Source organism: Vibrio sp. 10N.261.52.A1 (assembly GCF_002876325.1).
In the GTDB taxonomy this organism is placed as follows: Bacteria; Pseudomonadota; Gammaproteobacteria; order Enterobacterales; family Vibrionaceae; genus Vibrio; species Vibrio chagasii.
Map to the genome: position 1 here is coordinate 1 of NZ_MCYD01000511.1, position 13,662 is coordinate 13,662.

Below are 13,662 nucleotides of genomic sequence, written 5' to 3' on the forward strand. Positions count from 1 at the left end.
CAATTGATTAATAAGGATTAATTAACATAACCATTAATAGTGAAGTATTAAAAATGCGGGTAAGGGGTTGCGCCCAAAGAAAAATGAATAAACGTAAACTCGTTGAAAGTTGGATCTATGTAACACTTATTACACGTGCTTCATATGAGTTATTGACGCAACAGCGAGTAATGCTCGATACATTTTAAAATGATATTGATTCTAATTATTAACAATCAAGTAATTAAACACACAACCCTTGTTAAATGAGTACTCGAAAATGAAGAAAATGATCTTGGTATTTGCGCTGACGATGCCCCAAATTGCATCAGCTCAGGCAGAGACATCAATGCCTTTAGACTCAACAATGCACGACGAAGTAACACAAGAACAGATGCTTGATACACAAACATACGTAAGATGCTGGTACCGATCTGACATATCAAATGACTCGGTCGCGACGGATTGGAAATGGGCAAGAGACAAAGAGGGCAATTATTACACCATTGAAGGATATTGGTGGTCACCCTCCTCTTACAAAAACATGTTCTTCAGTGAAACTCCGCAATCAGAAATTAAACAACGTTGTGATGAAACCCTAGACCTTCAGCATGATGCCGCAGATATCACGTATTTTGCAGCAGACAGTCGCTTCTCCTACAACCATTCGATATGGACTAATGACGAAGAACGGCAAGAGAATCAAATTAATCGAATCATTACATTTGGAGATAGCCTTTCTGACACTGGGAACTTATTCAACGGCTCGCAGTGGGTGTTTCCAAATCCCAACTCGTGGTTCTTAGGTCACTTCTCAAACGGCTTGGTCTGGACTGAATACTTGGCAAAAGAGAAAAATATACCTCTTTACAACTGGGCAGTTGGTGGAGCAGCAGGCACAAATCAGTATGGCGTTCTCAAAGGCGTATATGATCAAGTCACGTCATACTTAAAATACATGGAAGCAGCTAAAAACTACAAACCAGAAAACTCACTGTTTACTTTAGAGTTTGGACTCAACGACTTTATGAATTACGATCGCTCTGTCGTCGATGTAAAAGCCGATTTTAGTAGCGCTCTTATTCGGCTAACAGGGTCTGGCGCTCAAAACATCTTGCTATTCACACTCCCAGACGCAACTAAGGCACCGCAATTTAAGTATACGAGCGACGCGGAAACAGAGCTCGTAAGACGTAAGATTATCGAGTTTAATCTCTTTATCGAAGAACAGGTGAGCTACTACAAGCAAAGAGGACTCAATATCGTTCTATTCGATGCTTATACTCTATTTAATAGCATTACCGAAAACCCGCAGCAACATGGTTTCCAAAACGCAACTGAACCCTGTTTAGACATCCAACGTCACTCTGCGGCCGATTATCTCTACCAGCATAACCTTACCAATGAATGTGCGGCCTATGGTTCAGACCATTATGTCTTTTGGGGGGTAACTCATCCTACGACCGCAGTACACAAATATCTCGCAGAGCATATTCTCATGACTCATTTATCGACCTTTAACTTTGACTAGTAAAATTTGCCTGGGATGACACTATTCGCCCCATAACGCGATCAACATTTTATCGCTAACTCAATGTTGTCGACGGAAGTCAATGTACTTAAATACTGTTATACCCAGCTCTTCGAAGCGGGTCGTGAGCGAAGTTTGAGTTAGGCTAGGGAAAAGCAGAGAAACATCGATACAAAAAAACCGCCTGTATAGGCGGTTTTTATTTGTATTCATTTTATCAGCAGAGGCGCTTTGACTCGCAAGAAATTACTCGTCGTCCACTTTTGGCGCAACTTTTTTCTTAGGGATAAACACGCTATCACCCACAGCCACATTTTGGTGGAAACTCTTATCGCGTTTAACTGGCTTCTTCGCTGTCTTCTTTGCTTGAGGTTTGCCCGCTTTCTTAGCTGGACCGCCCTTCTTGAAGGCTGGCTTACGAGGCTTGATGCCTTTGAACTTGCCTTTTAACCCTTCAAGAACAGAGAAGTTAAGGTCTTGCTGCAGGTAAAGCTCAACACGCTTGAAGCTGTCCCAGTCTTTTGGACCCACCAAAGAAATTGCATCACCTTTATTACCAGCACGACCGGTACGACCAACACGGTGAACGTACTCTTCAGTGTGTTTAGGCATATCAAAGTTGATAACGTGGCTTACGTTTGGAATATCAATACCACGTGAAGCAACGTCTGTTGTTACCAAGATCTTGTAAACCGCGCGCTCAAACTGGCTCATGATGGCATTACGTTGCGTTTGGTTTAGATTACCACTCAGTGCAACCGCTTTTAGCTTCTTCTCGTTAAGCTTGTCGGTTAGACGATCAGTATCAGCACGAGTTGCCGTGAAGATCATAACCTGACGGTACTCAGCCTCTTCCAGAACGCGGTCTAAAATCGCCTCTTTATGGTCCAAATGGTCGCACAGGTAGAACTTCTGCGTGATATCAAGGTGCTGCTCATTCGAAACACCCACTGAAATGCGCTTAGGTGCGTCTAGCATCTCATTAGCAATATCGTTCACTTCTGCGTGATCAAGCGTTGCAGAGAACATCAAGGTTTGACGGCGACGGTGCTTAGCAGCATTAGCAATACGGCGTAGTTCAGGAGCAAAGCCTAGATCAAGCATTCGGTCTGCTTCATCAAGGATCAGTGTTTCAACACCATCTAGGAACAACGAGCGGTGCTCGAGGTGATCGGCTAAACGGCCAGGAGTCGCTACGATAAAACGAGGGTATTTACGCAGTGCTTTAACTTGGTCATTAAAGTTCTCGCCACCCAGGATAAGAGTCGCTTCGTAAGACAGACCACCCAGCATGCTGCGTAGTTCGCCATATACCTGCTTAGCCAGCTCACGAGTAGGAGCCAAGATTACACCACGAGGATCACGAGCAGAAAACGCTTTGGTTTTTAATGCTTTGTGAATCATCGGCAAAACAAACGCCAATGTTTTACCTGAACCCGTTTTTGATGAAGCCAATAGATCCTTACCGGCAATAGCAACAGGGATCGCTTTCGATTGGATCTCTGTCGCTTTCTTAAAGTCGTAATGTTTTAAGTTCTTCAGTAAGCGGTTATCTAAGCCTAAATCTTTAAAGTGCAAAGGACTCTCCAGTCATGATGGTATTGAATAAAATTATTTTAACGCGACATGATACCGCGAAAATGCTTTATAAGGATAGAGATCACAGTAAATTTATCCTTACTAACAAAGTTGTTTAGAGCATTGTATGCGTTGACAACAAAGGGCTGCCTCCATTAAACGCGAGACAAAGCTCTTCAAAATAAGCCATCTCATAAGTGAGACAGAACGTGATGCTCAGCTAATTACCTCAAAAATTTAGCAATTTCTTTAGTTATTGTTTTTGCGCTTAAAAAATTAGTCGCTACAATCATTAATGAAGCGACTATATGATAAAGAATGTATAGCGCATCTTTTGATGTTAAATAAGCAAGGAGTTCTTATGAATAAGACGTTAATCGCCGCTGCAGCCTCAGTTTTCATTCTAGCCGGTTGTTCTTCAGAGCCAGAAGAAGCTGCAGTGTCAGAAATGGATCAACTAACTAACCAAGTCGCTCAGCTTACAAGTGAAGTTGAAGCACTTAAGAGTGATAAAGCAGCAGCAGAAATGAAAGCTCAAGAAGCTTCTGAAGCCGCTATGGCAGCAAAAGAAGAAGCGGATCGTGCTAACGACCGTATCGACAACATCGCTGAGTCTTACACTAAGTAGTTTGATATTTAAGCGCGATTAAGCTGTAGATTAAATAAGTCGCAAAAGCAGTAAATTGATAGCACCACCTCTTCACAGATGTGGTGCTTTTGTTTTTTAGGGAGAATTGGCGAATCTAGTAGAGCAAACTGCCCCAGACAAGAAGAAGTGCGTTAAAACTCAATCACCGGTGGAGCGATTTCAACAGGTACACCATTTTGCGCAAAGATAACCGCTTTGGCTTTTGAGTTAGGCAAATCTGCATCTTCAAGCCACCACTTCAGTTCAACAGGAATTTGAAGTGATTTCTTAGAACCGTCACTTCGAGTTAATGGCTCATGCGCTTCAACAAACACACTTCGATCTGGTTCTAACGAGATCTTGATCGGCTCATTAATGATCGTCACTTGCTCACCGCGGCTCACCTGCTCAAAAAGCCACTCGATATCTTTAGGTTCCATTCGAATACAGCCAGAGCTCACACGCAGACCAATCCCAAAGTCCTTATTGGTGCCGTGTATCAGGTAATCCCCAGCTCCATACGCAAGTCGCAGCGCGTACTCACCTAGAGGATTTTCCGGTCCAGCAGGAACAACTTTCGGTAACTCAATACCTTTTTCTAAATACTCTTCACGGATTGACTTGGGCGGTGTCCAGGTCGGGTTTGGTCTCTTTTGGCTGATCTTGGTGATCATCTCAGGGGTGTCACGTCCAATCCTGCCAATACCAACAGGGAACACATGCACCTGATTTTTCTCTGGCTCAAAGTAGTACAACCTAAGCTCAGCCAAGTTAATCACTATCCCTTTTCTCGGGGTATCAGGAAGAATGAGGCGGCTAGGAATACTTAGCACGTAACCTTCAGGGGGAAGAAAAGGATCAACGCCTTTATTTGCCGCCATTAAAGAGAGAAAACCGATATCGTATTGCTTGGCAATGATGGCTAACGTTTCACCTGCAGCAACTTCATGCTGTTGTATCCGGCCAACAATGCGGCTCTCTTTCGGAGGAAGCTCAAAAGTTGCCGCAGAGGCCCACGACGACGCAATCCCAGCAGCAATTAAAGTCCCTTTCACAGTAAACCTAGTCGTTCGCTGTGCGAGCAAAGCGATCTTACGTATATATGTTTTCATGGAGTACATAAGCGTCGAGTTAGGGCAATACAACATACAATTCCTTGGTTTGCCGTCTTTATCAAAGTTTAGATTATCGCTGATCAAACGTCTCTACAATGTATTGTTGCCTCAAACACCAGTGCAATTGCGCTTTCGTCTAAGTGTTTCCTTTATCTGACCTTTAATTTGTCGATACAAAATCGATTGCCTTTACGCTTTCAACATATTTAGTTATCAATATTAATAAAACGATAATAGTAGAGCCATTTTGTGACTAGGGTCTCATGGAGCCTCGTTTTAACTCGCTAATATTGCCTCAACAAAACGAATTCAATTCAACAGAATCGGTAATTGATTAAATCCTGTTCCTATAATTACCGTTTAAACTTTGGAGAACGACCATGGCTACACCTCATATTAACGCTCAAGCTGGTGATTTCGCAGAAACAGTACTGATGCCGGGTGACCCGCTTCGCGCAAAATACATTGCTGAAACATTCCTTGATGACGTTAAGCAAGTTTGTGACGTTCGCAACATGTTTGGTTACACAGGCACTTACAAAGGTAAGAAAGTTTCTGTGATGGGCCACGGTATGGGTATCCCATCAGCTTGCATCTACACACACGAGCTAATCGCTGAGTACGGTGTAAAGAACGTAATTCGCGTAGGTAGCTGTGGTGCAGTACGCGACGACGTTAAACTAATGGACGTTGTTATCGGTATGGGCGCTTCAACAGACTCTAAAGTTAACCGCATTCGTTTTAACGACCACGACTTTGCAGCAATCGCTGATTTCGGTCTTCTAGAAGAAGCTGTAAACCAAGCGCGCGCTCAAGAAGTGCCAGTGAAAGTTGGTAACGTATTCTCTGCTGACCTATTCTACACACCTGAAGCAGACATCTTCGAGAAGATGGAAAAACTAGGCATCCTAGGTGTAGACATGGAAGCGGCAGGTATCTACGGCGTTGCTGCAGACCTAGGCGCGAAAGCACTAACAATCCTAACAGTTTCTGACCACATCATCCGTGGCGAGAAACTAAGCTCTGAAGAGCGTCAAAAATCTTTCAACGACATGATGAAAGTAGCTCTAGAGACAGCTATCAACATCTAATCATTGATTAACGATACTTTGAAAAGCAATACCCCGCAGCCAAGTTCGCTTGGCTGCTCAAATAATCCCGAGGGGGAGATCGTGTCTAACGACAAGCTGCCAAAAGATGCAGATGGTTTGCAACTCAACTTTTGTAAAACATTGGCGTGTGACAACTTTGGCTTGAGCGATGCAAAACGTTATGTTTTGCAACACGCTAACCCTAAGCGTCCAGCGATGGTTTGTCGTGAATGTGGAGCTTTCCCCCCCTTACTTAACAATCGTGAAGTGTTAAGCGAACTTCATCGCCTGAGACAACTTCACAGCGATGGGCTCCCTGCTTGTCGTAATGACGATTGCGATAACTTCGGCTTATCGGTTCATACCCATAAACATCTTTATCATGCCTTCGGCTACAGCGGCGACAGGCAGCGTTATCGATGCAAAGACTGCCAATCAACCTTTGTTGACAAGTGGTCTGGTTCCAATAAAAAACTCCAGTTTCAAGAGAACCTCATGGGCTTACTGTTCATGGGCTATTCCGTACGTGAAATCTGCAGAAAATTAGAGATCAACCCTAAAACTTTCTATGATCATGTTGACCATATCGCTAGCCGGTGCCGTCGCAAATTAGCGATGATCGATGCACGATGGGTTAATCATGCCAAAGACTATCAGTTCGCTTCCCATTATCAGCGCTTACAACCACAAAGTAGCAACGGAGTGGTTTGGATAGCAACGGGTGAGGCGCATTCTGGCTATATCCTTTGCCAACACGTGAATTACTCACAAAATGAAGAGCCATCAGGGAATGTAGATCACAACCCTTATGATGATGTGGCGCGCTTTGTATCTAAAGAGCACTCTTCAGAAGCGAATCTTGAACTGCCTCAGCGATCAGACAAACTCAAAGAGCGTATTGAACAGCAATACCAAGTGATTCTGGCAAGAGGCAATGTTGAAGACCCGATGGGTAACCTCACAACGTTTAGCTACCCTTCGAAAGGGGCGCTCATTCGACCGCCTTATACGTCTTATGCTCACTTCCTGCATGTGCTTGAAATGTGTGATGAGAACAAACACGTTGCGATCTATATGCCACAAGATCCATTACTAAGATCTGCCGCCCTGAGCGTATGTTTGCCGCGTATCCAGAGTCAAAATATTGACCTTATGTATGTAGAAGAAGACGCAGGCTGGCAAGACGATCAAAGTTTTGAAAAGATCGATATCGTTCACATGAGTTGGTGGCGCGATCGCTGGGCTATTGCCAATCAAGGTAATAAGCAGAAAGGTATCTGCTACCTAACAGGCAGTAATCCCGAGCCAAAACAGTGGTTTAATACCGCATCAATTCAACAAACCAAGTTTTATCAAGAGCGTTTTCAGGTGCTTTTTGATAGCTTCATCAATGAGCCAAGACGTAAGCTTCGTCCAGGCGGCATTCTTCCATTACTCGACATATTCAGAGCTTGGCACAATCTGTGCTATCAAGATAAGCAAGGACTCACTGCAGCGCAGCGCTTAGGCGTAGCGGAGCACCCATTGACATTAAAGCAACTACTTTCATAAAAACAAGCGCTCTAGATAATTATTCGGGAACTCATGGATTTTAAAGTAACAACATGAGGCATCCCCCAGAATTGGAAAAGATTCATGTTCCTTTAGTGCTCAGAGAAAGATAATTGGTGCTTATCCTAAATCACACTCTTATAATGATTGTGTTATCAATATGTTCGATAATTATGGATCTAAGCCTTGGACAAAAATCAGTACCTTCTTGAAACAGAACTAGAACAACTCAAAACTCGCGTCGACTCTGAACCATTGGTGATCCTTGAGATTGCACAACAATGCCTCGTCAGATCCGAACAAGTTCTGTTTGAAGAAGGCGCGATTCAGTCGCTAATGTTGATGGCGAGATGTTGCTGGAACCTAATGGATTACCAAAAAGGGTTAAAGTACATCAAGGAAGCCTACAAACGCCAAAACCGATTAGATACCGACCTTTTTCTGCCCGAAATCCTCCATTTACACGCTCTCCAGTTCTGGGGACAAGCCAAGTACTACTCTGCACAACAGTTCTGGATCAATGCGTTAGAACAATCTGCACTGGTCGATGAAGTCGAAATACAGATCGAATGCCTGATTGGTCTGGGTAACATCTGGAGAATAACTCACGAATATAAGCTGGCTCGTTCAACACACCAACTCGCGGTTAAAGTGGCAAACAACAGCCGTATTGGCTGGTTAGAAGGTAAAGCAAGAATCCTTCTCGCATGGGATTACTACCTACTCAACAACTATGTTGAAATGCTGTCAGTATTAGATGGTGCAGAGGAAGCGTTAAAAGAACATAAAGACAACACTTGGCACGCAGAAGTATGGGACTTCAGAGGCTTAGCTCTACTTGGCCTTGAGCGCTTAGACGACGCTGAACGTGCAACAGCCAAAGCGCACAACTTGGCAGTTGAACACAACCTAGTTTGGATGAAAGCGCACTCGTATATCAGTCGTGCTCGTCTAGAGTTACTACGAAAAAGACCAGAGCAAGCCGCGGAACTGCTTAGGCTTGCGGAAGAGTCAGCAAACGAATTTGATAATGGTGAGCTACTCAGCCAAATCTGTTATCAGCAATCTTTGGTCGCAGAAGAAAACCAAGATTTTAAAGCCGCTTTGATCGCCTTTAAGAAGTACCGTCAATATTCTATCGGTATGCTTCGAGAACAAACCACTCGCGTGGGTTTAGATAAGGCACGCAGCTCAAAACGCCAACTCGAGCAGAGAGCAAGAAAGCTCATCAACCGTATTCGTGGCCAACACGAGTATGACCCAGAAAAGCATCTCTCTTATGTTGTGTCTGAAACCTTTTGGTGGGAACAGCTGGTTCTGTTCAAAACAGAGCTTAAGCGGTCAAATCACAGCATTATTATGTTTCAACATGTCGATCCCGATTACTTAGATGTCTGTACCGAAATCGCTCACACCTTATGTAATCAAGATGACTTCATTTCAAGGCTCAGTTCCGAGCGTGTTGCGCTCATGCTCTCTGAAAAAGGCGAAGCCGCAGAGCGAACCTTCCAAACTCTAAGCACCATGCTTGATATTTATCCATGGCATAGAAAAGGATTAAAAGGTTCAAAACCAACCGTCAGCCTCAATGACATTTTGACGTTCCCATTCACTCTGGAACAACTAGAAGAAGACGATGTCGAGGTAAGAGTTTGATGGAAACGCTACTAAGTAAAATCACCGATGCCGGTCTAGACCCCTCTTCCGTTTCAGGTGAAGAAGCAATCATATTCTGGAATCATATTCGCCAGCATGTTTCGACAACCAAAACCGAGCAAGCGCACTGCTATATCATTAGTTCGGAATATCGCGCTAAACTCCAGCAAACCCAAACCAGTATCGAAGAACTTAGACTGGCACTCAATCTATTAAATTTGCCAACAGATATAGAAGATATTCTGACCGTAAAAACCAGCCTAAGTGATCGCTTGGTAGAAGTTGGGGATTACACTTCGGCACTTAATGAGTTCGTTAGCTCATCATCCATCGCCGTTGAACATGGCTATATCGATGAATACGTCATGGCAATTCTAGGTATGGGAAACCTGTGTGACGCTTATGGCGACCACAACCGAGCTCTCCGCTATTACCAGAAAATCAACAGCATTGACCATGCGATAAGTAGTCGCTCACTTCGTCTTAAGTTCAAGCTTCATATGGTGGCGAGCCTAGTTCTACTGAATAGGATTACTGCAGCGAGTGACCTGCTCAATGAGTGTGAAGAGCTCAGCATTCTGGTCAGCGACAAACTACTGACTGCTCAAATATTGCTATACCAAGCAAAAGTGTTACGTGCAAAGAAGAAGTATCACGAAGCACTGCGTTGCCTGTCTCAGATTCAATACTCTGCGAACAACACGCAAGCAAGTTGGTTAGCAACCATGACACGTCTCGAGCTCGCTCATTGTTTAAGTGCAATCGGCAAGCAAGAATACGCCAGCATGATCTTGTCGAGTACAGACAAGCGCATGAAGGTTTACTCATCCCCAGTACTCGCTAAACGATTTTATGATTCACTAAGCGACGTGTGCATGAATCAAGGACGTTTTCAGGAAGCACTAAGCTACGAGAAAAAAGGCTACCGAATTGAGACGGATCTAATGAAACAGATCCCAATCAGTGAACTGGGAGCCAGCCAACTTCGTCGCCTATCGAGATTCGAGCTGCAGCTTAAACTCATCCTCTCTGAACAAGAAAACCGAGAGCTAAAAGAGACAACCGAACAGCACAAAAACGCAGTGGCACAGCTACAACAAGATGTGTTCACCGACCCATTAACCGGTTTGCACAACCGCCGATGGTTAGATGTGAAGCTAAAAGACATGCTGTTACACGACACCTCTTTCGCACTCATGGTTGTCGATATTGATCACTTTAAGTCGATCAACGATGAATTGAGCCACCTAGTGGGTGATAAAGCAATTGTGAGTGTTTCTCAAGAGTTAAGGTCATACTTCAAGTTCCGAGGCGCTTCCTGTGTCAGATTCGGTGGAGAAGAATTCCTAGTCATTCTTGAGAATACCGATATGGCAAAAGCAGAAATGCACTCAGAGAATTACCGTGAACGTATTTTTCAATTTGGTTGGCACGAAATACTCGGTGAGCGTGGCTTAACAGTCAGTATTGGTATCACGATGCATCGTGAGGGAGAGAATACACAGCGTACCTTCTATCGAGCAGATAAAGCCTTGTATCGTGCAAAAGCAAACGGTCGAAACCAAGTCTGCACTGAGTAATTAGATAGTTAAAGTAGTGCCGAACCAATCATGCTCGGCACTATCCAACAGCAAAACAATCACTTGCTTCGAGCTTTATCTATTAATGAAAAGACGTCACTGATAGAAGAACAAAGATATTCCTCCTACTGCGGCAAGCGTGCCTATGAGACTCTGCTTTGAGACCTTTTCCCCTTTCAACGCATAGATCACCAGAATAAAGACCGGGCTGGTCGCTATCAATGTTTGAGCAATCGCGGGATTAGCATTTTTTAAAGCGATTTGTTGCAACCAAAGCGCGAGAAACGTCCCAACAAAAATGGCGCTGAGTAACCATAGCTTGTCGAGTTTAGTCATCTCCCATAAATCCCTTTTGATTAATGAGTAAGGTTTACGCTCAACAAAAGGAATAATCATCATCACCACAAACACGCCGATTGTCAGGCGAATCAACGCCCCCAACAATGGTGGGATATCACCGGCAACCAAAGCGTAGTGAGAAATGACCACACCTGAAGCTTGGCACACACTTGCTACGAGCCCGTAACCAATGCCGCTCCATTGCGCTTGGTTAGTTGAATCATCGCTCACCGAATTAGATGGCTGAAATACTACGAAAGTCACCGCTAACGTGGTGATGACGACACCGAGCCAACTTTGAAGTGTCAAAGCAGCACCTAAGAACATCAAAGCCAGTACGCCAGAAAGAGGAGGAGCTAACGACTCAAGCAGCAGTGTCTTATTAGCACCAATTCTCTTCAAAGCAGCAAAGTAAGCGCTGTCACCAATTGCGATTCCAATAATCCCTGAAATTGCCAATATCCAAAAGTGATTAGCGCTCAGTTCAAACTCTGGCATTGGGATAAGCGGCATCACAAGCAGCATCATGACTGAAGCAACTAAACCCTTGATGATATTGAGCTGCATTGCTGAGAAACGATGCCCAAATTGCCCATAAATCCAAGTCGCACACGCCCACACGATAGCAGCCCCGATCGCTGTTATTTCACCTATATACATTTGTATCTATCCTTGTGGTTATGTGCATCACGCATATTTCAACGGTCACTCTTGAGACAATATGACAAACAAGATAACAGAAATAACTCAACAAATTAGAGAGTGATTTTATAAGTTCCAATAATGACATCGCTCACATTAGAAGCAAAAATACATTATTTGTAACTCGGTAAATCATTTTGATAACAATTACTTGGATGATAGCGTACTATATTTATAACTAATATCTAACATCACAAGGATCTGTTATGTTTTTAGACTACTTTGCGCTCGGTCTGCTGATTTTCGTAGCATTAGTCATCTTCTACGGCATCATCGTTATTCACGATATTCCCTATGAAATTGCGAAAGAACGCAATCATCCTCATCAAGACGCTATTCATGTCTCTGGCTGGGTTAGCCTTTTCACTCTGCACACTATCTGGCCTTTTCTTTGGATCTGGGCGACATTATGGCGCAAAGATCGTGGATGGGGCTTTGCCAAACTCGAAGAAGAGCAGCATGACATTCACCACCGCGTTGATATTTTAATCGACCAAGTGAGCACTCTTAAGGAAGAGATCGCACAGCTAAAACAAGCGAACACCGAACCAAGCAGCACAGGAAAAGAGTCAAACAACGTTCAAAATCAGGAGGTTAAGTAATGGATTTACTGCTGATAATGACCTACGCGGCACTGTGTATCACCATTTTTAAGGTGTTCAACATTCCGCTAAATAAATGGACTGTCCCTACTGCTGTTCTTGGCGGTGTGATCATCATCGGTACTTTGATCTTACTGATGAACTACAACCACCCTTTCACTCAGATTGGTAACCAAGTTTACTCAACAACGCCTATCGTTTCAGGGGTTAGAGGTAAAGTAATTGAAGTGCCTGTAGAGGCAAATAAGCCTCTGAAAAAGGGCGATATCCTCTTTAAAATCGATCCTATTCCGTTCGAGGCTGAAGTCGCAAGATTAGAAGCGAAAGTAAAGGAAGCTAGCCAAGGTGCGCTAGGAATGGAATCTGATGTTGCTGAAGCTGAAGCTGCAAGAATCAAAGCCATTGCTGAGAGAGACAAAGCTCAACGTGAGTTCTCTCGTTACAAACGCGGTTACGACAGTGGTGCCTTTACTGAGCAACAACTGGATACTCGCAGACAAGCTTATAAAGCATCAGAAGCTGCCGTAAAAGTGGCAGATGCGACTTTAGAAAGAGCAAAAGTTGCTTTGGATTCTGAGATCGGTGGCGAGAACACAGCAGTATTAAGCCTATTAGCTGAATTGCGTAAAGCTCAATTTGACTTGGATCAGACCGTGGTTCGAGCACCTACCGATGGCTACGTGACTCAATTAGCCCTGCGCCCGGGTGTTATGGCGGTACCACTTCCATTGGCTCCGGTGATGACCTTTGTTCACACAGAAGACCAGTTCTACACTGCAGCCTTTAGACAAAACTCGTTACAACGCTTACAGCCAGGCTACGAAGCAGAGTTCCTGTTTAGAGCATTACCAGGCAAAGTCTTCAAAGGACGCATTGAAGAAGTGATTCCAGCCATCGGTGAAAGCCAATTTCAAGCGAGAGGTGCGCTACTGGGTACTGAGGCATTGCGTACTAGTGGCCGTGTATTTGTTAAATTGACCATTACTGATGACCTGTCTGATTTCCACTTACCTATGGGTACAGCAGTAGAAGTTGCGGTTTATTCAGATAGCTTCACTCACGTATCTATCATGCGTAAAGTACTTATCCGCATGAAGAGTTGGCAAAACTACCTATATCTAGACCACTAAGCCAGGTATAGGTTGGTCAAGAACTGACTTAACACCCTGTTAATGTGAATGAAAAGCCAGACCTGATCTGGCTTTTTTTGTTGCTTGATTAACCACAAACCACGGCTTTTTACATCATATAGGCGTATGTGGATGGAATTTTAGACATCTAGACACTTACCTTCCCTTATGGAAGGGTTC

Annotated in this window: 11 protein-coding genes; 8 read left to right on the top strand and 3 right to left on the bottom strand. The window is 43.9% G+C overall.

What is annotated here, in order from left to right:
• The first annotated feature begins 259 nt into the window (after positions 1–259).
• Positions 260–1,510, top strand: a complete 1,251-nt coding sequence (locus tag BCT81_RS06585; RefSeq protein ID WP_102423592.1) for an SGNH/GDSL hydrolase family protein — start codon at positions 260–262, stop codon at positions 1,508–1,510.
• Positions 1,511–1,756: 246 nt separating this feature from the next.
• Here the strand turns inward: BCT81_RS06585 and BCT81_RS06590 are convergent, their stop codons facing one another.
• Positions 1,757–3,088, bottom strand: coding sequence for a DEAD/DEAH box helicase (locus BCT81_RS06590; RefSeq protein ID WP_004737728.1), 1,332 nt, complete (start codon positions 3,086–3,088; stop codon positions 1,757–1,759).
• Positions 3,089–3,449: 361 nt separating this feature from the next.
• Between BCT81_RS06590 and BCT81_RS06595 the strand changes: the two genes are divergently transcribed.
• The gene (locus BCT81_RS06595; RefSeq protein ID WP_004737730.1) at positions 3,450–3,716 is read left to right on the top strand and encodes an Lpp/OprI family alanine-zipper lipoprotein; all 267 of its coding nucleotides are present in this window, start codon (positions 3,450–3,452) and stop codon (positions 3,714–3,716) included.
• 152 nt (positions 3,717–3,868) lie between these two features.
• On the opposite strand, the gene BCT81_RS06600 is transcribed toward BCT81_RS06595, so the two are convergent.
• A complete protein-coding gene (locus BCT81_RS06600; RefSeq protein WP_102423593.1) occupies positions 3,869–4,864 on the bottom strand; it encodes a L,D-transpeptidase family protein in 996 nt (331 codons plus the stop codon).
• Between the two features lie 347 nt (positions 4,865–5,211).
• On the opposite strand from BCT81_RS06600, the gene deoD reads away from it, so the two are divergent.
• From deoD to BCT81_RS06620, 4 genes are all read left to right on the top strand, one after another.
• On the top strand, positions 5,212–5,922 hold the full coding sequence (gene deoD / locus BCT81_RS06605) for a purine-nucleoside phosphorylase (RefSeq protein ID WP_004737732.1): 711 nt from the start codon (positions 5,212–5,214) through the stop codon (positions 5,920–5,922).
• 81 nt (positions 5,923–6,003) lie between these two features.
• Entirely contained in the window at positions 6,004–7,473 is a 1,470-nt protein-coding gene (locus tag BCT81_RS06610; protein WP_102423594.1) for a lactate dehydrogenase, read from the top strand.
• Positions 7,474–7,659: 186 nt separating this feature from the next.
• Positions 7,660–9,129 (top strand): hypothetical protein, encoded by a 1,470-nt coding sequence (locus BCT81_RS06615; RefSeq protein ID WP_102423595.1) that lies wholly within the window; start codon positions 7,660–7,662, stop codon positions 9,127–9,129.
• Positions 9,129–10,709, top strand: a complete 1,581-nt coding sequence (locus BCT81_RS06620) for a GGDEF domain-containing protein (RefSeq protein WP_102423596.1) — start codon at positions 9,129–9,131, stop codon at positions 10,707–10,709. The genes BCT81_RS06615 and BCT81_RS06620 overlap by 1 nt, the downstream gene beginning before the upstream one ends.
• 96 nt (positions 10,710–10,805) lie before the next feature.
• Here the strand turns inward: BCT81_RS06620 and BCT81_RS06625 are convergent, their stop codons facing one another.
• Positions 10,806–11,708 (bottom strand): DMT family transporter, encoded by a 903-nt coding sequence (locus tag BCT81_RS06625; protein ID WP_102423597.1) that lies wholly within the window; start codon positions 11,706–11,708, stop codon positions 10,806–10,808.
• Between the two features lie 248 nt (positions 11,709–11,956).
• Here BCT81_RS06625 and BCT81_RS06630 point away from each other — a divergent pair, with 248 nt between their 5' ends.
• On the top strand, positions 11,957–12,352 hold the full coding sequence (locus tag BCT81_RS06630; RefSeq protein WP_102423598.1) for a DUF3302 domain-containing protein: 396 nt from the start codon (positions 11,957–11,959) through the stop codon (positions 12,350–12,352).
• Complete coding sequence (locus BCT81_RS06635) at positions 12,352–13,482, top strand: HlyD family secretion protein (protein ID WP_102423599.1); 1,131 nt, start codon at positions 12,352–12,354, stop codon at positions 13,480–13,482. The genes BCT81_RS06630 and BCT81_RS06635 overlap by 1 nt, the downstream gene beginning before the upstream one ends.
• Positions 13,483–13,662: the final 180 nt, after the last annotated feature.

Bases quoted from the DNA above. Each gene is read 5' to 3' on its own strand.
- BCT81_RS06585 (WP_102423592.1), top strand. From the start codon at position 260: ATGAAGAAAATGATCTTGGTATTTGCGCTGACGATGCCCCAAATTGCA.
- BCT81_RS06595 (WP_004737730.1), top strand. From the start codon at position 3,450: ATGAATAAGACGTTAATCGCCGCTGCAGCCTCAGTTTTCATTCTAGCC.
- BCT81_RS06600 (WP_102423593.1), bottom strand. From the start codon at position 4,864: ATGTTGTATTGCCCTAACTCGACGCTTATGTACTCCATGAAAACATAT.
- deoD (WP_004737732.1), top strand. From the start codon at position 5,212: ATGGCTACACCTCATATTAACGCTCAAGCTGGTGATTTCGCAGAAACA.
- BCT81_RS06620 (WP_102423596.1), top strand. From the start codon at position 9,129: ATGGAAACGCTACTAAGTAAAATCACCGATGCCGGTCTAGACCCCTCT.
- BCT81_RS06625 (WP_102423597.1), bottom strand. From the start codon at position 11,708: ATGTATATAGGTGAAATAACAGCGATCGGGGCTGCTATCGTGTGGGCG.
- BCT81_RS06630 (WP_102423598.1), top strand. From the start codon at position 11,957: ATGTTTTTAGACTACTTTGCGCTCGGTCTGCTGATTTTCGTAGCATTA.
- BCT81_RS06635 (WP_102423599.1), top strand. From the start codon at position 12,352: ATGGATTTACTGCTGATAATGACCTACGCGGCACTGTGTATCACCATT.